We start from the raw sequence: 19,798 nt of genomic DNA on the forward strand, positions 1-19,798 counted from the left end.
TCGGGCATTGCCGCCGTACTTTGGCGGCGAGGACCGGAGCGTAGCTAAGCGCTCGGGCGTTGTCGACCCGCAGCCCGAATAGATGGTGCGAAGGGTCGCCGCACTTAGCCCGACAGTCAGCATAGCCCTTGGCATTGCCGCCGTACTTTGGCGGCGAGGCCAAGGGCGTAGCTGAATGCTCGGGCGTTGGCGACCCGGCGCCCGAATAGATGGTGCGAAGGGTCGCCGCCTGAGGCTGACGAAGATAAATAAATTCTCTTGACTTCGGTGGTTTGGGGGGGTATCTTGACGTCGTAGGTTAGTTACTCAATTAATTAACCAAACAACCGAAAGGAGGCGGCCCATGAAATTCGATGCAAGCAGCATTGTGCCGCTGTATCAGCAGATCGCCGATCAGTTTACCGCCGGGATCCTCAGTGGCGCTTTTCCCGAAGACACCCAGATCCCGTCGACGACTGAGGTGGCAAGGACGTACGCAATTAATCCGGCAACGGTGCTGAAGGGGATGAACGTGTTGGTGGAGGCAGGACTGATCGAAAAGCGGCGCGGCATCGGCATGTTTGTCACTGCTGGCGCTCAGGAAACGCTCAGGAAGAAGCGCAAGCACGATTTCTACGCGGACCGGATCACGGCGCTGGTGGCAGCTGCCAAGGCGTTAGATATCAGCAAGGCGGAGCTGGTCGCCGCCATTGAAGAGGGGTATGAGCAATGAGCAAGCTGGAATTTAAGCAAGTGACGCGCACTTTTGGCAACAAGAAGGTGCTGCGAGGGGTCAACATGACCTGGGAGCCCGGCCAGCTGTACGGCTTGCTTGGCCGCAACGGCGCAGGCAAGAGCACGCTGATGAACATCGTCAATAACCGCCTGTTCCCGACCGCCGGCAAGGTCCTGCTGGACGGGAAAAGCGTCACCGAAAACGCAGACGCGCAAAATCGTATTTTCCTGATGAGCGCCGCGATGCTCTACCCAGGCGATAGCCGGATCGAGCAGCTGTTCACGCTGACCAAGCAAATGTACGGCGCCTTTGACGACCCGCTGGCCGCTCACCTGGCCAAGGCGTTTGGGCTGGATCCCCACCAGCGGTTCCGCAAGCTGTCGACCGGGTATCGCACCATCGCCAAGCTGATCATCGCGCTGTGCGTGCCGTGTGAGTTCGTGATGCTGGACGAGCCGGTCCTGGGTCTGGACGCCAATAACCGGGAGATTTTCTACCAGGAGCTGGCCAACACCTTCGCCAACAAGCCGCGGACATTCATCATCGCGTCCCACCTGATCGAGGAGATCGAAAATCTGGTCACGCATGTGTTCGTGCTCGATGGCGGGACGATCACCTTGGATGAAGATGTCGCCGAGCTGACCGCCAAGGGCCGCGTTGTCACGGGACCGACCGCCCTGGTCCACGAATGGCTGGGTGGCACCTGTGTCCTGCGTGAGGTGCCGCTGGGCGGGATGCTGACGGCTTACACACTGGATGCACCGCTGGAAAAGCCGGTGCCGGCCGGCGTCACCGTGGGCGGCATGGACCTGCAGCAGATGTACCTGGAGCTGACCCGCAATGGGGGTGGCGTAGATGACGACTAAATTTCGGGCGATGTTGAGAGTGCAGCTGCAGATGATGGCCATCGTGATGGTTGGCGGCTTGTTCGGCGGGCTGATCTTTGTTGTGATGAGCTTGGTCGGTGGCACCGCCGAGGTCAATGGGTGGTCCAGTGAGTTTATCGGCCTGTACATGGCCGCAATTTTGGGTTATTTTGCCACCCCCTGGGCGCTCGGGTCCGCGTTTCAAAACGGCGTCAGTCGCAAGCTGTTTCTGCAAACCGCTGCGGTGGGGTTGATCGTCTGTTCGGCGCTCATGGCCGGGTTCGTCACTGCGGTTAGTGCGGTGCCGGTGCTTGCCGGCACCGGCAGCTTTCTGGCTTCGGTCTACCACCTGACCGGCGCAGCGGGAACCCTGTGGTGCGTCGCGCTGCGGTTCATGGCGTACTTGGCATTTGCAGCGATTGGCGCGGCCCTTGGCTTTTTGAGCCTGCCATTCAGTGGCAAAGTCAGATTTGCACTGGTGTTTGGTATTTACGGGCTGATGGTGCTGCCGGGGTTGGCTCTGGTGTTAGTGATGATGGCACTACCTCACTTGGTGACCGACTCTGGGATGCTGCAGTTCCTGCTGGCGCTGGTCGGGTTGCCGCTGCACCGGGCGCCCCAACCGCAGATATTGCTCTTGATCTTCACGGTGTTGACGCTCGGTTTTGGCTTTCTGGCGGTGCGTTTCGGCCGCCGCGCCGAGCTCAACGATCGGGTTTAGGAGGGGAAAGTCATGAAAAAACGTGTCATGTTCAAAATGCAGCTCCTTGACCTGGTGAAGCCGTTTCTTATTTTTGCCGTGGTCATGCTTGGGCTGAGCTTTGTGTTTGTGCTAGGGATCAACGAATTCGTTGGCGCAAAGATGGACTGGGATCAGCCCTTCGGCAACACGATGATCGTGCCGACCAGCGTGTTCACCCTTGCAGCGAGCATGCTCTTGACGCCCAAATGGTTGCGGATGGCCACTCAGTTCGGCATTCCGCGCTGGCAGCAATTTTGGACTCAGCTGACCGGGTGGCTGTGCTATGGCCTGGTCGGGTTTGCCTTTGACTGGCTGATCATGACCATCTTCGGAGTACCGATGCTGTTCATCAAGGAGCTCGGATACTCCGGGACATACACGCCGGTTGCGTGGGTCGCCAACGCGCTGTTCATCGTGCTGGTGTTCGCCTCGCTTGGCGGCATCGGCATGTTCTTCAACGTGCTGATGCAGCGGGTCAACCGGGTGGCCGCAGCCTTGACGCTCTGCGGAGTGATCGTCGCCATTGTGTTGGCTTGGTTCCCGGTCGGTCGGCTGATCGCCCCTTCCGACAGTGATGCGGCGGCGCTGACCCGGCACTTGGCCAGTGGCGCCCTCACCCAGACGCTGCCGGCAGCTCAGGCCAATCCGTTTTTGATCGTGACCGCCGCGCTCCTAGTCTTTGCCGTGATCTTTGGGGTGACCGCGCTGGGGATGCGCCACATGGTGGTGGCCGAGCAGTAGGCGAGTGCAATTGCTTGCCAGTTGGCCGTTGCGCCTGTAAAGTGAGCGCGAAAGGGGCGGTTTACATGTTAGACGTGAAGAATAGTATCGACAACCTGGAATGGACCACCACGCACCACCTGGCCCACATTCAAAATCAGCATCCGTTCATGCGCCGCTGGGCGGTTCAGTTCGAGCTGGCTTACACCGACTTTCGGGTGATCCAACTGGCATTGCAGCTGGATGGCCAGTACCCTGAGCTGCTGGCCGACTTCAGTAAGACATATGAGGATATTCACAACTTTGAGTTTGCGTTCGCCGGGGATGGGCTGGACGGATTCAACCAGCAGTTTGGCGATCAGATCAATGTTTACGCCAGCCAAGTCGACCACTTCGAGGACCTCATCGATCAGCTGCGCGACCTTGAATCCTGATCCGGCGCGGCGGTGTGACGACGCTTGCAAAACGTGGTAGACTGAGCGGGTCAGTCTGATTCAGGCTGGCGGCTGTTTGTAATCACGTCTTCAATTGGAGGGTCATCATGGCGACAAAGGATCTAACGGTGACGCTGCCCGACGAGTTGGCAGCGCAGGTGGTCGATGAGGCCAAGACAGTTGACGGTGATGTTTCTGCCGTCGTGCGTTACGCACTGGAACAGTACCTGGAAGAACAGAAGAAGGCGCGTGCGTTTGCGTTGGAAGATGACTGCAACGATTAACTGAAAATGGATAGCCTGCGGAGCGACCTGCAGGCTTTTTTGCACTTCATTTGTAAATTTAAGAAACGAAAAAATGGTCGCCTCCCCAGCGGAAGCGACCATTTTGGTAACAACAATGGTGCATTCTAGTGCAGTTCGTCCCATGGGTCCAGCGGGATCGGCTCGGTCTGCGTGGCGGCCAGGATCTCTGGTGTCAGCAGGTCCTTGCGAATCGCAACTTCGTAGGCGTATTGCTCAAACCAGCTTTGGTCAGCGACGTAATACCCGTCGTTGCCGCGGTCCTTGCCCCAGGAGTTTTCGACCTTCCAGCGAATCGGCTGGCCGTTGTCGTCCAGGTCAACGCCGGTAAGGGTCATCGCGTGGGTGACCTCGGCCTGCCGAGTGGCGAAGCGCTCGGCCACCCCCAGCTTCATGTCAAAGCCGAACAGGGTGGAGTAGTCGTACAGGCCGCCAGTCAGGGTGCCGGTATCGCGGTCGACGTCTTGGCCGACATCGTTGCCGAACCAGACCGCCTCGCCGGCTTGCAACTGCTTGATTGCCAGTTTTGCCAGCTGATCAGCCGGGACATTCACGAAGGTGATCGGCCGCCCGCCAACGACGGTGTTTTGGCTTGGCAGGCTGTAGGCTTGGAAGTACTGCTTGGTCTGGCGCGGGTCGGCGACGAGGTTGACATACTGGCCCAGGTCCCAGCCAACATACTTGGCGTAGAATTCCTTTGGGGTCAGGCCGCGGTCGGCGTGGAAGTTCTTTTTGTCGTCGCGGTACTCGAAGTCAAAGGTCGCTGGCGGGTTGCCGTACGCGTAAGCCACAATGCGGTAAATGGCGCTCAGGTTGTCATCCTTGATGGCCTCGAGCGCGTCCTGATCCTTGCCGGCCTTGGCCGCCTGCTGGATCTCGCTGGCCGCCTTGCGCAGCTTCAGGTTCAGGACCGCATTGAGTTGACCAGTGGCAGAGCTGTTGAAGGTTTCGGGCATGACGGACTTTGGTACGATGCCGTACTTTTCGATCAGCGCCGGGGCGTTGTCGAATTGGCCACCGTCGCCGTTGGGCTGCTGCAGCAAAGTCGCCAGCTTGCGGTCTTCAGTCGGGGACGCGGTCGGGTTGGCGATGACCTGTTCGAGAAACAGGTTGGACTTTTCGATGCGGTCGTAGAAGGCCAGGTAGGCCTGCGAGAGCTCAAGGTCCTTGATGCCGAACTTCTCACCGGCGAAGTGCCGCATGGTGTTGAGCTCGGAGAACATCCAGCAGCGCCCGGACTGCTTCTGGTTGGTGACCTTGCCGGTGGCCAGCTCAACGGAAAACGCCGGCTTGATCTCCTTATTGTTCAGTTGGCCGCGGCTGGCTGCCTGCGGGCCGACGTTCTGCACGATTTTTGCCAGTGCTTTCGCTCCGGGCTGCTTGGCCAGTGCGTCCTGATATCGATCGATCTGTTCAAATGAAATCGCCTTTGCCAAATATCTCACTCCTTCGGAAACGTATGAAATCAGTCTACCGCTTTTATGAGACCGGTGGAACAGCTTAATGAGAGAAAAATGAAAGAAATTCGCCAAGTTCTCAGTGTTGACTCGATTTAGCCAAGCAGCGAGGCCGCGTTCGCGCGGGTGGACCGGTCCCGCCCGCCTTGGCCTATGCTATAATAATGACAACTTTGCCGCGAAAGGGCGATCCCGTTGCTGAAGAAGCTGCATTACCTCGACTATAAAATTTTAGTGCCATACCTCGTCCTTTGCGCGATCGGCGTCGTGATGGTTTTTTCGGCCAGTGCCTACTGGGTGCAGACGCAGTACCACTGGGCGGATAACGCTGTGATGATCAAGCAGCTCCTGTTCGTCTTAGCGGGACTGTTGCTTGCCCTGTTTTTCTTCTACTTTAAGCTCAGCGTGTTCCGCCATCCCCGGGTGCAGCTGCTGCTGTGGGCAGCCTTGTTTATCGAGCTGCTCTACCTGCTGTTTGTCGGCCGGTCGGTCAATGGGGCCGCCGCCTGGATCCCGGTCGGCCCGATCAACATCCAACCGACCGAGTTTGCCAAGCTGATCATTATCTTCTACCTGGCGTACATGTTCAGCCAGCGGCAAGATAAGATGCGCAGACCCGATTTTTCCATTAAAGAGCTGGTCAAGCCGTTAATTCTGGTTGGCCTTGGCATCTTCTTCGTGCTGGTGGAGCCGGATACGGGCGGCGCGATCATTATTACGGGCATCACCCTGATGATGCTGTGTGCAAGTGGGATCTCCCTGCGGTGGGGGACGGGCTTCTTCGCCGCACTGGCCCTGCTCGTCGGCAGCCTGTACTACGTTTTTGCTAACGTCGCGCTGCCGCACTGGCTGACCAAGCACTACCAGATCCAGCGGCTGACGGCGGCCATCCATCCGTTTCAGGAAAGCAAAACGGTCGGCAATCAGGTGGTCAATTCGCTGCTTGCCATTAACCACGGCGGCGTGTTCGGGGTCGGGTTAGGCAACGGCACGCAAAAGCTGGGTTACTTGCCTGAGCCGTACACGGATTTTATTCTGGCGGTAATCGCTGAGGAACTGGGGCTGGTCGGTGCGGTGGTCGTGATCGGCCTGATCTATTACCTGATCGCGCACATTTATCGGGTCGGCATTCGGTCGAAAAGCGCGTACCGGTCGCTGATCAGCTACGGTATTGCCACCATGATGCTGATTCAAACCACCTTCAACGTTGGTGCGGTCACCGGCATGCTGCCGGTGACCGGGGTCACGTTGCCGTTCGTCTCGTACGGCGGGTCCTCAATGCTGGTCCTCAGCATTGCCATGGGGGTCATGCTCAATATTTCGGCGATGGATAAGCAGGCGGCGGCCCGTAAAATGGCTGGCAACCAGGGCAAGTGAAAGGAAGCGTGCACATGCGTAAAGTCTTAGTGGCAAACCGCGGCGAGATCGCGGTGCGGATCTTTCGGGCCAGCGAGGAGCTGGGGCTTAAAACCGTTGGCATTTACGCCAAGGAGGACGAGCTGACCATCCACCGGTTCAAGGCGCAGGAAAGCTACCAGGTCGGCGCCGGCGAGGACCCGATCGCGGCCTATTTGGATATGGACGACATCATCCGCATCGCGAAGGTCTCAGGCGCCGATGCGATCCACCCGGGCTACGGGTTGCTGTCGGAAAATGCCGAATTTGCGCGGCGCGTTGAGGCCGCCGGGCTGACGTTTGTGGGGCCCCGGCCAGCACTGCTCGACATGTTTGGCGATAAGGTCGCAGCCAAGCGGGCCGCGGCTGCGGCAGGCCTGCAGACGATCCCGGGGATGACCGAGCCGACGCGCGATTACAATGAGATCGTGGCCTTCACTGAAAAGCACGGCTTTCCGGTGATGCTTAAGTCCGCATCGGGCGGCGGCGGCAAGGGCATGCGGATCGTGCACTCGGCTTCAGAGCTTAAAGACGTTTACCAAAACGCCGTGGCCGAGGCGAAGGGCAGTTTTGGCGACGACCGGATGTACGTGGAACGCTACCTGAAGGACGCCAAGCACATCGAGGTCCAGATCCTGGGCGACGAGAACGGCAATCTGATCCACTTGTTCGAACGGGACTGCTCCGTGCAGCGGCGCAACCAGAAAGTGATCGAGATCGCCCCTGCCGTGGGGCTGCCCGTGGCGCTGCGCCAGCAGATCTGCGATGCTGCGGTCGCGCTCATGAAAAGCGTGCATTATGACAACGCGGCGACCGTTGAGTTTTTGGTCGAGGGGGATCAGTTCTACTTCATCGAGGTCAATCCGCGCGTGCAGGTGGAGCACACCATCACCGAGCTGATCACGGACGTTGACATTGTGCAGGCCCAGCTGCGCATTGCGGCCGGCGAGGACCTCTTCAAGGACATTGGGCTGCCGCACCAAAGCGCCCTGACGGCCCGCGGGGCGGCAATCCAGTGCCGCATTACGACCGAGGATCCAGCCAATCACTTCATGCCCGACACCGGGACCATCACGACTTACCGCAGTCCTGGTGGTAACGGGGTCCGCCTTGACGTGGGCAACGCGTACGCCGGCGCGGTGGTCAGCCCGTACTACGATTCGCTGCTGGTCAAGACCTCCGTTCACTCAGGCAGCTTTTTAGGCGCCGTGGCGAAGATGCAACGCGCGCTGAAGGAATTTCGCATCAGCGGCGTGAAGACCAACCTGGCCTTCCTGCTTAACGTGCTCGAATCTCCGACCTTCCGCTCCGGCCGCGCGACGACGACGTTCATCGACGACACCCCGGCGCTCTTCAAGCTGCGGCCGGTGGAAAGTCGCACGACCCAGCTCATGACCTACATCGGCCAAACGACGATCAACGGGTTCCCCGGCGTGCACCAGCACTCGCAGAAGCTGCTGCCGGACTTCGACTACCAGCCGCGGCTAAAGCCGGCACTGCCGCAGACGGACCTGGTCTTGCTGCTCCACGAGCAGGGCCCAGATGCGACCGCGGCCTGGGTCAGCGCCCAAAAGCGGGTCCTGCTCACCGACACGACCCTGCGCGACGGGCACCAGAGTCTGTTTGCCACCCGCATGCGCACGCGGGACATGGTGCGCGTGGCCAAGGACTTCGGTAATGCCCTGCCAAACCTGTTTTCCGCCGAAATGTGGGGCGGGGCGACGTTCGACGTGGCTTACCGCTTCTTGAACGAGTCGCCGTGGCGCCGGCTGGACCAGTTGCGGGCCGCACTGCCGCACACACTTTTGCAGATGCTGTTTCGCGGCAGCAACGCCGTCGGCTACCAGAACTATCCGGATAATGTCATTAAAAAATTTATTCAGACGGCGGCCGCCCACGGCATTGATGTGTTCCGGATCTTTGATTCGCTCAACTGGGTGCCGCAGTTGACCCATTCGATCGACGCGGTGCGCGAGACCGGCAAGCTGGCCGAAGGGACGATGTGCTACACCGGCGACATCTTGGCGGCCAGTCACCCCAAGTACGCGCTGCCGTACTACGTGGACCTCGCCAAGCAACTGGTCGATGCCGGCGCCAATATTTTGGCGATCAAGGACATGGCGGGGCTGCTGAAGCCCGAGGCCGCCTACGAACTGGTGGCCGCGCTGAAGGATGCCGTTGATGTGCCGATCCACCTGCACACGCACGACACCACCGGCAATGGCGTCGCGACTTACGTGCAGGCGGTCAACGCCGGCGTGGACATCGTTGACGTGGCGCAGTCGGCATTTTCCGGCACCACCAGCCAGCCGAGTATGGAAAGCCTCTACTACGCGCTGGCCAATAATGACCGGCAGCCCGATTTGAACGTGCAGGCCGCCGAGGTCCTCAACCAGTACTTTGAAAAGATCCGGCCGTATTATCAAGATTTTGCCAATGGAGTTACCAGTCCCTTGACCGATATTTACACCGTCCAGATGCCAGGCGGGCAGTACAGCAACCTGAAGCAGCAGGCCGAGTCCATGGATATTACCGATTTTGAGGCCGTGAAGCAAATGTACGCGCAGGTCAACGCGCTGTTCGGGGATATTGTGAAGGTGACGCCGTCGTCCAAAGTGGTGGGCGATATGGCGTTGTTCATGCTGCAAAATCACCTCACGCCGCAAGATGTGCTGGCGCGCGGTGAGACCATCGACTTTCCGGCCAGTGTCGTTGCCTTCTTCAAGGGGGACCTCGGCCAGCCGGTCGGCGGGTTCCCCCAGCAGTTGCAGGCAAAGATCCTGAAGGGCGCTGCGCCTTTGACCGAGCGGCCCGGCGCGCTGGCCAAACCGGTGGATTTTGCGGCGGTGCGCCAGCAGCTGATCGAAGCAGGACTCCCACATCCCGATGATGCCCAGATGCTGTCGGCGATTTTATACCCTGACGTGTACCGGACGTACCTGAAGAACCGGCTGGCGTTCGGGCCCATCACCGCGCTGGACAGTCAGACCTACTTCCAGGGTATGCGCATCGGCGAGCGAATCTCCGTGGACGTGCGGCCGGGGCTGCAGGTCCTGCTCCAGCTGGATGCGATCTCGCAGGCGGACGCGGCGGGCAAGCGGACGCTGTACTTTACCGTCAACGGGCAAAAGCGCGAGGTGCAGGTCCAAGACGAAGCGGCCCAGCACACTGCACTGGCTAAACGGCTGGCGGAGCCGACCGATAGGAACCAGATCGGCGCGCCGATGGGTGGCCGGCTGGTGGCTGTCAAAGTGCAGGAAGGGCAAGTGGTGGCCAAGGGCGACGCGCTCTTTGTCACCTCCGCCATGAAGATGGAAACGACGGTCCACGCGCCGTTTGCCGGCACCATCACCCACCTCTACGCAAAGGCCGGCGACCTAGTCGAAACCGGCGAGCTGCTGGCGAAGATGAAGCAGGCGGCCCAAAACTGAACCCGACGAGTTACTCATTAGAGGAGGAATTACATGCTTGAGGTCACGAAACGCCAAGGCCTGGTGGTCTGGGTGTACTCGCTCAAACAACTGAAAGCACTGCGCCATTACGGGACAGTGATCTATGCGTCGCGGCGCATGAAGTACGTCTACTTGTACCTAGACATGGACCAGATCGACGAGACCATTGCGAAGCTGAAAAAACTGCGCTTCGTCAAGGCCGTCGAGAAATCGGAGCGGCCGTTCATCGCGACGGAATACTCAGGTGACACCAGTTTGTCGGCGCTCGAGGATGATCAAGACGACGATGATCCGCGGAGGACTCATTATGCGCGTCATTAGTGGTGAATTTCGCGGCCGCCGCCTGGCCGCAGTGCCGGGCAACAGCACTCGCCCGACTGCCGACAAGGTCAAGGAATCCATGTTCAACATGCTTGGCCCGTACTTTGACGGCGGGACCGCGCTGGACCTATACGCCGGCACCGGCGCTTTGGGCATTGAGGCCGTGTCGCGGGGCATGGCCGCGGCCACGCTGGTCGACAAGGCGTACCCGGCGATCAAGGTGATCAAGGAGAACGTGGCGCAGCTGCCGCATCCCGAGCGGTTCACCGTCCTGAAAAGTCCGGTGGACCGGGCGCTGAAGACCTTCGGCGAGGCGGGGCGGCAGTTTGACCTGATCATGGCCGATCCGCCCTACGCCAAGCAGGAGGTGCTCGACCAGCTGGTGACGATCCGGGCGCTAGGCTTGCTGGCACCCGGGGGGACCGTGATGTTTGAAACGGGGATGGACGTTGACTATCCCGCAGTGATCGAAGGTTTCGAGCAGGTGCGGCGCCAGACCTATGGCGTGGCGCAGGTGCTGATCTTGACGCAAAGCGAGGCAGAGTAGATGGTTAAAGCAATTTTTCCCGGGAGTTTCGACCCCTTCACCAATGGTCACCTCGACACTGTGGCCCGGGCCGCCAAAATGTTCGATACGGTGGTAGTCGCCGTGATGACTAACACCGCCAAGCGGCCGCTGTTCACCGCCGCGGAAAAGCTCGCGCTGATCAAGGGGGCGACTGCCGGCCTGGCAAACGTTGACGTCGTGGCGGCGCCGGCGATGCTGACGGTGAAATTCGCCCAGCAGATCGGCGCCACGGTGCTGGTGCGCGGCGTGCGCTCGGGCAAGGACCTCGACTACGAGCAGGACATCGCGGAGATGAACCAAGTGCTGTCGCCGCAGCTGGAAACGGTGCTGCTGCTGGCCGATAAGCGTTACCGGTTCTTATCATCGAGTCTGATCAAGGAAGTGGCAACGTTCGGCGGCGATGTCAGTTCGCTTTTGCCGGCGAACGTCAACGCGGCGATCGGGGCAAAGTTAGGTGATGTGCATGAGCAAGCGAAAACAAACCAGTAACAAACGGCGTTGGGGGATCATTGGGGGACTGGTGGCCGCATTTGTGCTGGCCGCCGGTCTCTTGTTCTACCCCACTAATTACTACGCCGAGGTGCCCGGCTCGGCCGAGTCACTGAAGCCGTATGTGACCGTTGCGGGTAAGCAGGACACGGAGAAAGGGGCCTACATGCTGACGACGGTCGGCGTGGTGGGGCCGGCGTCCCCGGCGGCGCTCCTCTGGGCCAAGATGCAGCCGTACTCTGAGATCATGTCCAAGCAGGAGCTGATGGGCGACGATGATTCCAAGTCGTACGCCTTCCTTCAAGAACAGTACATCAAAAGCGCGGCGAACAACGCCGTCCAAGCTGCGTTCAAAGCGGCAGGCAAGCCAGCCAAAATGCGGCACCTGGGGATTTACGTGATGTCGCTGGTCAAGGGTTCGCCGTTTAAGGGCAAGCTGGAAGTCGGCGACACCATTACGGCACTGGACGGCAAGCGCTACACCACTGCCAACCAGTACATCAAGGAAATCCAGTCGCGCAAGATTGGCTCCAGCCTGACGTTGACCTTCACGCGCAAGGGCAAGGTGCACACGGCGACGGCCAAACTGATGAAGCTGCCTGGGACCAATAAGGCAGGCATTGGCATTGAGTTGACCGAGCACACGACCATCAGCACGACGCCGAAGGTCAAAATCGACGCCGGCCAGATCGGCGGCCCGAGTGCGGGCTTGATGTTTGCGGTCCAGGTCTACACTGAGCTGACCAACCAGCACTTCCGCCGCGGTCAGAAGATCGCCGGCACCGGCACCATTGACGGCGCTGGCAACGTCGGCCAGATCGGTGGCATCGATAAGAAGGTCTACATGGCCGACAAGGAAGGCGCGAAGGTCTTCTTTGCCCCGGACCAGCCGGCCACTAAGCAGATCCGCAAGCTCGACCCCGGCTACGAGAACAATTACGCCGTGGCCAAGCGCACCGCCAAGCAGATCAAGACCCCGATGAAGATCGTCCCGGTCAAGACGCTGAAGGATGCGCTGCAGTACTTGAAGACGCGTTAACCGAATCGGACCAAAGCCGCTGCCGGTTGCAGCGGCCTTTTTGCGGTTGTTTCCCAGCCCTCTGTCAGCTATGATGAGAACAATACGAGAAAATGATGAAACCATGAGGAGGAAACATGACAGATAAACCACGGATCCAAGATGATCTTTACATGGCCGTCAACGGCGACTGGCAGGAAAAAACGGTGATCCCGCCCGACAAGGCGATGGTCAGTGCCGACTCTGACCTGACCGATAACATTCGCGCCAAGCTAGTCAAGGATTTGACCGCCCTGGCCAACGGTGAGCAGCAGACCGATGACCCGGCGCTTCAGTACGCCGCCAAGCTTTACGTCAAGGCGAGCGACAAAGCGGCCCGCGCCGCACTGGGCATTGCGCCGATTTTGCCGCGGCTAAAGCACTTGGAAAGTCTCAAGACGCTGGCCGATTACAAGGCCGCGCTGCCTGAGCTGGTCCAAGACGACTACCCGGTGCCGTACGACTGGATGGTCATGGCCGACATGCATGACGCGACCACCAACCAGCTGCACCTGGCCGGCTTCAGCACCATTTTGCCGGATGCGGCCCAGTACGCCGAGGATACCCCGGCCAACCAGGAGAAGTTTGACGCCTGGCGCAAAATGGTTGAAGGGCTGCTCCAGGCAGCGGGCTATGATGAGGACACGGCGGCGGCATACGTCACCGATGCGCTGGCCTTTGACCAGCGGGTCGGCAAGCTGACCCCGACCAACGAGTTCCTGGTGGTCGACACCAATTGGGACCACCCGACCAGCTGGGCCGACCTGGCCGACGAGACCAGTAATATCGGTCTGACCGATGCTTTGGCCAGTGTGCTGCCGAAGACCCCGGATCAGGTGAATGTCCTGATGCCGGATGTGTTTGCGCAGATGAACACCCTGATTTCAGAAGCCAACTACCAGGAGTGGCAGCACCGCGCCATCATCAACGAACTGCTCAATGACGCGGACCTGCTCAGCGATGACCTGCGCACCCAGGCCGGCGCCTACCAGCGCTTCTTGACCGGCCAGGAGGCGGCGACGGAATGGGTCAAGGCCGCGTTCCAGCTGACCAACGCGTTCTTTGCCGATTCGGTGGGGCTGTACTACGGCCGCAAGTACTTTGGTGAAAAGGCCAAGGCCAACATCACGGCGATGGTCGAAGAGCTGATCGCCCAGTACCAGGTCCAGCTCACCCACAACACCTGGCTCAGCGCCGAGACGCGTGATAAGGCCATCCGCAAGCTCAAGACCATGAAAATCAAAATGGGTTATCCGAACGATGAGCCTAAGCTGGCGCTGCAGCTGCATTTTGACGACAGCGATAACCTGGTTGAGGCTGTGGCCAAGCTGACCAGCCAGGTCCAAGCCTTCCGCTTCGGCCAGGTCGGGCAACCCGTGGACCGCAGTGAATGGGCGATACCGGGCTACCTGGTCAACGCCTGCTACGATCCGTCTAAAAACGACATTACCTTCCCGGCGGGCATTTTGCAGCCGCCGTTTTACAGCCTTGACTGGTCGCGGGCCGCAAACCTTGGGGGTACCGGGGCCACCATTGGCCACGAGATCTCGCATTCCTTTGACAACAACGGCGCCGAGTATGATGAGAATGGTTCGATGAACAACTGGTGGCAGCCGGCGGACAAGGCGGCCTTCGGTAAGATCGTCGATGCCGTCGCGGCCCAGTTTGATGGCCGTGATTCATACGGCGCCAAGATCAACGGCCGCCTGACCGTCTCGGAGAACATTGCCGATAACGCGGGCATGGCCGTCGCGTTGGCGGTGCTGAGCAAGGACGCCTCGCAGGAAGACCTGCAGACCTTCTTCAAGGCCTACACCAAGTCCTGGGCCACCAAGATGCGGCCGGCGATGGCGCAAACCCGCGCCACGACTGACGTGCATGCACCGGCCCAGCTGCGCGTCAACGTGCCCGTGCTGAACTTCGACGCCTGGTACCGCGCCTTTGACGTGAAGCCGACCGACAAGATGTACCTAGCGCCAGAAAAGCGCATCTCGATTTGGAATAAATGAAGCTGAAGTCACCTGCGTAATTGGTGAAGCGGCGTTCATGGCGGCGAGTTGTTGCCCTGCGCGGACGAAAGCGTCTGGACAAGGCGGCAGCCGCCGTTTTTTGCGTTCATCGCCTGTCAGCACAAGGTGGATAGTTTTGATCGCTTGCGTAATTTATTGACGAGGTGATCGAAATGGCTTCAATCAAAGAGTGGGTGCGCGAGTACTGGTACCTGGGCCTGGTCGCGGCGGCGGCCGGCCTGTTTTTCCTGTGGCAGGGGCGTCAGCCGGCTCCGGCGATTGAGGAGCTGCCGCTCAGCAGTGTGAGCACCAGCTTCAGCAGTGCCGGGGCGGCGAGCACGGCCCAGGCCAGCAGCAGTACGCCGAAAAACGGCTACGTCCACATCAAGGGCGCGGTGGCCAAGCCGGGAGTGTACCCGGTGAAGGCGGCCACCCGCTGGGTCGACGTGGTGGCCCTGGCCGGGGGCCTGACGCCTGGTGCCGACGTCAGCCAGGTCAACTTGGCGCAGGTCGCAGTTGACCAGGAAAGTTTGTACATCCCCAAGGCCGGCGAGACGCCGCCAGTCAGTGCCCCGCCCCAAGGACCGGCTGGATCTACGACAGGAGCGGCTGCGGCTGGCAGCGGGCCGCTCGTCAACCTGAACACGGCGACGGCAAGCGACCTGCAGACGCTGTCAGGCATTGGCCCAAAGAAGGCAGCAGACATCATCGCCTACCGCGAGCAAAACGGCGGGTTCAAAAGCGTGGAAGACCTGAAAAACGTGAGCGGGATCGGCGACAAGACGTTTGAAAAGCTTGCCCCACTCGTCACGATCGGGCCATGAACCGCCGGGGGGTCTACCTGCTGGCGGCCGGCCTCGGTGGGATGCTGCTATTCATGCAGCCGTGGTGGCTCGGGCTGCTGCTGATCGGGTGGGCAGCGGTGAAGGCGGGCCGCCTTGCCAAAGTGGCGGTGCCGCTGGCGCTTCTGCTCGGGTTGGGCTGGGGCTACCGCGCCGCGCAGCTGACGGCGAGCCCCCCGCTGCCGCGCGGCCCCGCGATCGTCATGCCGACCGCCTGGCAAGTGACCGGTGAGTTGGTGCGCTACACCGGCAAGGCGGCCAACGGCGTGATGATCAGCGGCAGCGCGAAAGTCACGCCGGCTCAGGCCGCGGCGCTCAGCCAGATGACCGCGATCGCGACAGTTCACTGGCAGGGCGAACTGACGCGCCTGAGCGGTGCGCGCAACCCGTACGAGTTTGACTACGCGCTTTACGCCTGGCGGCAAAACCAGCTGGCCTGGCAAAGCGAGCAGCAACCCTTGACGATGACGGTGCGTCCACCCCGCGGCATCATTGAACGCCTGCACGTGCTGCGGGCCCAAGTGCTGCTGCACTTGAAGCAGCTGTTGCCCCGCACGCAGGCCTACGCGAAGGGGCTTTTGCTGGGCCAGGTGGACAGCGATTTTGCCGACCAGTGCGACGCGTTTGTGACCCTCGGGATCTTTCACTTATTTTCGGTGTCGGGACTGCACCTGTTTGCCCTGATTGGGGCGCTGTACTGGCTGACCGACCGCCTGCGCCTGCCGAAAGAGGCCGTCGACTGGAGCCTGCTCGGCCTGCTGCCAACGCTGCTTGTGCTGATCCCGCCGGCTGCGGGGATCATGCGCGCGGTGTGGCTGCGGGTGATTACCATGCTCAGCGACCGGCTGGGGTTGCAGTGGAGCCCATTGGATTGCTTTGCCGCGGCGGTGGCGCTCAACCTTACCCTTCAGCCGTACGTGCTGCACACCATGGGCGGGCAGCTGACGTATCTGCTGTGCTTCATCCTCATGGTGGTGCCGGCAAGCCGGTGGGGGCTTAGCTGGCGGCTGGCGGTGGTGAGCACCCCGGTCGTGCTTGCCCACACTTTTCGCGTGCACCTGTTGGCCTCGGTCTTCAGCTGGCTGTTAATGCCGCTCTTTGAGCTGGGGCTGATGCCCGCCTTAGTGATCGTCAGCATCTGGCTGCACGCGCCCGGCGCGGCGCTGCTGGAGTCCTTGCTGAGCAGCGCGGAGCAAGGACTGACTCAGCTGGCCACGCTGCCTGGTGAAATCGTCTTTGGGGCGGTGCCGGTCGGCCTCGCCGCAGTTGGCGTGGTGGCGGTGATGGTCGGGTTGGCCTACCGGCGCTGGCAGTGGCTGGCGGGGTGGGTCGCCTGCAGCTGGCTGATCGTCAATGTGCACCCCCAGTCGCGGGTGACCGTGTTTGACGTCGGCCAGGGGGATGCCATCTTGATCGAGGCGCCGTTCAAACAGGGCACCGTCCTGATCGACACCGGCGGCCGGGGCTTTGGCAGCTCGACCAATCCCCCGGCCAAGCGGGTGATCGTCAACTACCTGCGGGCGCGCGGCATCAGCCATCTGGACGCCTTGGTGCTGACCCACGCCGACGCCGATCACGTGGGCGACGCGGCGGTGCTGACTAAGCTCATGCCGGTCACCACGTTGGTCACAACGCCCTTGGCGGCCAGCCATCCGTACATCTTGGCGGCCAAGGCCGGCAAGGTGGCGCGGCACGTGCAGGTACTGGCCGGACAAACCCTGCACGTCGGGTCTTTGACGCTGAAGGTGGTCGCCCCCAGTGGCACGACGGCCGCGGAGAAAAACGCGGACTCGATTGTCCTCTATGGTAAGATAGGGGACAGTAAATGGCTGTTTACCGGCGACGCAGATCAAGGCGTGGAGACCCGTGAGTTGATGCCGCAAAACCTGGACGTGGATTTTCTTAAAGTCGGCCACCACGGCTCCAAGACGTCCTCTGCGCCGGCGTTCATCGCCCAAGTGACGCCGCAGTGGGCGCTCATTTCCGCCGGGGTGGCCAATCGCTACGGCCATCCGCATCAGGAAACGCTGGCGACGCTGCAAGCGGCCGGCGTGCCGTGGCTGAACACGGCCGATGGGGGCGCGATTTGGGTCGATGCTTCCGCGGCCGCCCACAGCATCCATCAATTTTTGCAGAAAGAAGGCGGCCCATGACCGTTCAAGAGTTGCTTCGGCAGTTGAAAAAAGGGGAGCTGCCCGAGCTGGTCTTGCTGCTGGGCACCGAGCAGGCGCTGGTCGACCAGGCCCTTGCGGCGCTGAAGGCGGTGATCCCGGCCGACCAGCAGACCATGAATTTTGCCACCTATGATATGCGCCAAACGGCAGTGGGGGTGGCGCTGGACGACGCCGCCTCACCGCCGTTCTTCGGCGACGTGCGCGAAGTGGTGATCACCGATCCGTACTTCTTGACCGGTGAGAAGCCGAAATCCGGTCCCGAGCACGACCTTGAAGGGCTGACCGCCTACTTTAAGCAGCCGGCGCCGTCCACGCTGATGGTGGTGGCCGCACCGTACGAGAAGCTCGACGCCCGCAAGAACGTGGTCAAGGCGCTCAACAAGTCGGCGAAGATCGTAAACGTGGCGCCGCTGGATCAGCGCGCGGCCGAGGCCGCCGTCCAGCGTGAACTCAAGGCCCAGAACATGCAGATCACGCCGGCTGCCCTCGCTGCCTTGGTGCAGCGCACGGCGGGGGAATACACCGCGATGGTACACGAGCTGCCCAAGCTTAAGCTCTACGCCGCGGAAGGGGCCACCATCGACGCGCAGGCCATCGATGAGCTGGTGCCCAAGGCGTTGTCGGATCGCGTGTTTGACCTGGTCGATGCGGTGGTGCGCAAGGACCCGGCGCAGGCCCTGAGCCTGTATCGCGACTTGTTGCTGCAAAAAGAGGAGCCCATTCATCTGAATGCGCTCCTGGTCATGCAGTTTCGCCTGCTTTTGCAGGTGCAGATCCTGGCCGCCAAGGGCTATGGGCAAGGCGACATCCAGCAGACCCTCAAGGTGCATCCGTTTCGGATCAAGAAGGCGATGCAGGAACTTCGCCGTATCGACGCAAAGACGCTGCGCCGCGCGTTTGCGGGCCTCGTTGACACCGAAACCGCGATGAAGACCGGCCGCGTCGATAAAAATCTGGCGTTTGAGCTGTTCGTCCTTCAGTACACCAGCGGCCAGAAAATTGCTTTGACCGAATGAGCACAGCGCCGCAGCCTGAGTTGCGGCGCTTTTTTGGTCGAGTCAAAATCGTTGAGGGCGGCGTTCTCCCGCGGTACGATCGGGCCAAAAGCGGAGGTGAGCGCGGTGGACGAAACGTGGCTCGACAAGCTGATCATCTGGGTCTGGCGGATCCACGTGCCATACGATGCCTGGACGCGGCGGCAAGTCATGCGGACCTTAGCGGGCTTTGCGGTGCTGTTTTTGCCGCTAGAGCTGGCGGTCTTGATCGGTCTAGCCAGCGGACTCGGCCGGTGGCTGATCGCGGCCAATTTTGTTGGCCTCGAGCTGGCCTACCTGGCGATCGGCTTCCGGTTTGACCTGGATGGCTTGACGCCGCGGCCTGCGCGCACGGGCACGCGGGCCGTTCAGGTTCTGCGTGGGCTGCTGGCGATCGCGGGTGAGCTGATCTTGATCTTGGTCGTCATGCTGGTGAACGGGCAGGTCATGGGTTTCGTTACCCTAACCCGGCCAAGCGCGGACTTCTGGTCGGCCTATTCTGCGGTGGCCCTTGGTGACAGTGCTGCCGAATTGGTCAATTTGTGGCAGGCGGTCAAGGGCTCGGCACGGTGAATGGGCTGCCTGAGCACGTAAAAACGCCGCAAGCAAGGCTTGCGGCGTTGACGGGGGATGCGTGGTCACGACGCCCGCTAAGTGCGTCGACCCTTTGCACCTTCCTAATCGGGCGACGGGTCGACAACGCGGGAGTGGCTTGATCAGCTTGTAGCGCATAGCGCGTACAAGCTGACATGCGGCAGCAGCTATGCTCAGCGCCTCGAAGCCAAAGAACGGCTTCAAGTCGCCGAGCTACGCTACCCATCCCGCTAAGTGCGTCGACCCTTTGCACCATAAAAAAAGCCTGCACACGGCAGGCGATTGATTACTTGGTGAGCAGGGCGTGAAGACGGCTCTTGTCGCGGCCAGCCTTGTTCTTGTGGATCAGGTGCTTGGTGGCAGCCATATCAAGGGCACGTGCTGCGTCCTTGTACAGGTCCTGCGCGTTGTCAGCGCCGGCAGCTGCAGCTTCGCGGAACTTCTTAACGGTCGTCCGCATATCGTTCTTTTGACCGATATTCAGTTGGCGAGAAGCTTCCTGGGTCTTGACCCGCTTGATTGCTTGTTTGATTTGTGGCATGAATTTCACCTCCGGGCTGAGTTTTGTAGTGCGTAACTTTTGTTTCAACAGATAGCATTATACCGAAGGCCCAGCCTCATTGCAAT

Annotated in this window: 19 protein-coding genes; 17 read left to right on the plus strand and 2 right to left on the minus strand. The window is 60.7% G+C overall.

Going from position 1 to position 19,798, the window contains the following annotated elements; genetic code table 11:
• The first annotated feature begins 343 nt into the window (after window positions 1-343).
• From EKM85_RS03750 to EKM85_RS11425, 6 genes are all read left to right on the plus strand, one after another.
• The gene (locus EKM85_RS03750) at window positions 344-712 is read left to right on the plus strand and encodes a GntR family transcriptional regulator (RefSeq protein ID WP_125584930.1); all 369 of its coding nucleotides are present in this window, start codon (window positions 344-346) and stop codon (window positions 710-712) included.
• Window positions 709-1,581, plus strand: a complete 873-nt coding sequence (locus tag EKM85_RS03755) for an ATP-binding cassette domain-containing protein (RefSeq protein ID WP_125584931.1) — start codon at window positions 709-711, stop codon at window positions 1,579-1,581. The genes EKM85_RS03750 and EKM85_RS03755 overlap by 4 nt, the downstream gene beginning before the upstream one ends.
• On the plus strand, window positions 1,571-2,302 hold the full coding sequence (locus EKM85_RS03760; protein WP_125584932.1) for a hypothetical protein: 732 nt from the start codon (window positions 1,571-1,573) through the stop codon (window positions 2,300-2,302). The genes EKM85_RS03755 and EKM85_RS03760 overlap by 11 nt, the downstream gene beginning before the upstream one ends.
• A 12-nt stretch (window positions 2,303-2,314) precedes the next feature.
• A complete protein-coding gene (locus EKM85_RS03765; protein ID WP_125584933.1) occupies window positions 2,315-3,064 on the plus strand; it encodes a hypothetical protein in 750 nt (249 codons plus the stop codon).
• A 65-nt stretch (window positions 3,065-3,129) separates the two neighbouring features.
• Window positions 3,130-3,477 carry a hypothetical protein gene (locus tag EKM85_RS03770; protein WP_125584934.1) on the plus strand — a complete coding sequence of 116 codons (348 nt, stop codon included), beginning with the start codon at window positions 3,130-3,132 and terminating at the stop codon, window positions 3,475-3,477.
• A gap of 107 nt (window positions 3,478-3,584) precedes the next feature.
• Window positions 3,585-3,761: a ribbon-helix-helix domain-containing protein gene (locus EKM85_RS11425; RefSeq protein WP_164510647.1), complete on the plus strand. Its 177-nt coding sequence runs from the start codon at window positions 3,585-3,587 to the stop codon at window positions 3,759-3,761.
• Between the two features lie 125 nt (window positions 3,762-3,886).
• Here the strand turns inward: EKM85_RS11425 and EKM85_RS03775 are convergent, their stop codons facing one another.
• On the minus strand, window positions 3,887-5,215 hold the full coding sequence (locus EKM85_RS03775) for a C1 family peptidase (protein ID WP_164510648.1): 1,329 nt from the start codon (window positions 5,213-5,215) through the stop codon (window positions 3,887-3,889).
• Between the two features lie 219 nt (window positions 5,216-5,434).
• Here EKM85_RS03775 and EKM85_RS03780 point away from each other — a divergent pair, with 219 nt between their 5' ends.
• The 11 genes from EKM85_RS03780 to EKM85_RS03830 all read left to right on the plus strand — a co-directional run bounded on the left by EKM85_RS03780 (window position 5,435) and on the right by EKM85_RS03830 (window position 19,150).
• Window positions 5,435-6,613 carry an FtsW/RodA/SpoVE family cell cycle protein gene (locus tag EKM85_RS03780; protein ID WP_125584971.1) on the plus strand — a complete coding sequence of 393 codons (1,179 nt, stop codon included), beginning with the start codon at window positions 5,435-5,437 and terminating at the stop codon, window positions 6,611-6,613.
• 14 nt (window positions 6,614-6,627) lie between these two features.
• Window positions 6,628-10,062, plus strand: a complete 3,435-nt coding sequence (locus EKM85_RS03785) for a pyruvate carboxylase (RefSeq protein WP_125584935.1) — start codon at window positions 6,628-6,630, stop codon at window positions 10,060-10,062.
• A gap of 33 nt (window positions 10,063-10,095) precedes the next feature.
• On the plus strand, window positions 10,096-10,404 hold the full coding sequence (locus EKM85_RS03790) for a YlbG family protein (RefSeq protein ID WP_125584936.1): 309 nt from the start codon (window positions 10,096-10,098) through the stop codon (window positions 10,402-10,404).
• On the plus strand, window positions 10,391-10,951 hold the full coding sequence (rsmD, locus tag EKM85_RS03795) for a 16S rRNA (guanine(966)-N(2))-methyltransferase RsmD (RefSeq protein ID WP_125584937.1): 561 nt from the start codon (window positions 10,391-10,393) through the stop codon (window positions 10,949-10,951). The genes EKM85_RS03790 and rsmD overlap by 14 nt, the downstream gene beginning before the upstream one ends.
• On the plus strand, window positions 10,952-11,461 hold the full coding sequence (gene coaD, locus EKM85_RS03800; RefSeq protein WP_125584938.1) for a pantetheine-phosphate adenylyltransferase: 510 nt from the start codon (window positions 10,952-10,954) through the stop codon (window positions 11,459-11,461).
• On the plus strand, window positions 11,436-12,500 hold the full coding sequence (locus EKM85_RS03805; RefSeq protein ID WP_125584939.1) for a SepM family pheromone-processing serine protease: 1,065 nt from the start codon (window positions 11,436-11,438) through the stop codon (window positions 12,498-12,500). The genes coaD and EKM85_RS03805 overlap by 26 nt, the downstream gene beginning before the upstream one ends.
• Before the next feature lie 116 nt (window positions 12,501-12,616).
• Entirely contained in the window at window positions 12,617-14,527 is a 1,911-nt protein-coding gene (locus EKM85_RS03810; RefSeq protein WP_125584940.1) for a M13-type metalloendopeptidase, read from the plus strand.
• Window positions 14,528-14,700: 173 nt separating this feature from the next.
• Window positions 14,701-15,351, plus strand: a complete 651-nt coding sequence (locus EKM85_RS03815; protein ID WP_125584941.1) for a helix-hairpin-helix domain-containing protein — start codon at window positions 14,701-14,703, stop codon at window positions 15,349-15,351.
• Complete coding sequence (locus tag EKM85_RS03820; RefSeq protein ID WP_125584942.1) at window positions 15,348-17,522, plus strand: DNA internalization-related competence protein ComEC/Rec2; 2,175 nt, start codon at window positions 15,348-15,350, stop codon at window positions 17,520-17,522. Before EKM85_RS03815 ends, EKM85_RS03820 begins: the two co-directional genes overlap by 4 nt.
• Window positions 17,519-18,559: a DNA polymerase III subunit delta gene (gene holA / locus EKM85_RS03825; protein WP_125584943.1), complete on the plus strand. Its 1,041-nt coding sequence runs from the start codon at window positions 17,519-17,521 to the stop codon at window positions 18,557-18,559. The genes EKM85_RS03820 and holA overlap by 4 nt, the downstream gene beginning before the upstream one ends.
• 105 nt (window positions 18,560-18,664) lie before the next feature.
• The gene (locus EKM85_RS03830; protein ID WP_125584944.1) at window positions 18,665-19,150 is read left to right on the plus strand and encodes a hypothetical protein; all 486 of its coding nucleotides are present in this window, start codon (window positions 18,665-18,667) and stop codon (window positions 19,148-19,150) included.
• A gap of 307 nt (window positions 19,151-19,457) precedes the next feature.
• Here the strand turns inward: EKM85_RS03830 and rpsT are convergent, their stop codons facing one another.
• Window positions 19,458-19,712, minus strand: coding sequence for a 30S ribosomal protein S20 (gene rpsT / locus EKM85_RS03835; protein WP_125584945.1), 255 nt, complete (start codon window positions 19,710-19,712; stop codon window positions 19,458-19,460).
• Window positions 19,713-19,798 lie beyond the last annotated feature (86 nt).

It is taken from the genome of Lacticaseibacillus jixianensis (assembly GCF_003946485.1).
Classification (GTDB): Bacteria; Bacillota; Bacilli; order Lactobacillales; family Lactobacillaceae; genus Lacticaseibacillus; species Lacticaseibacillus jixianensis.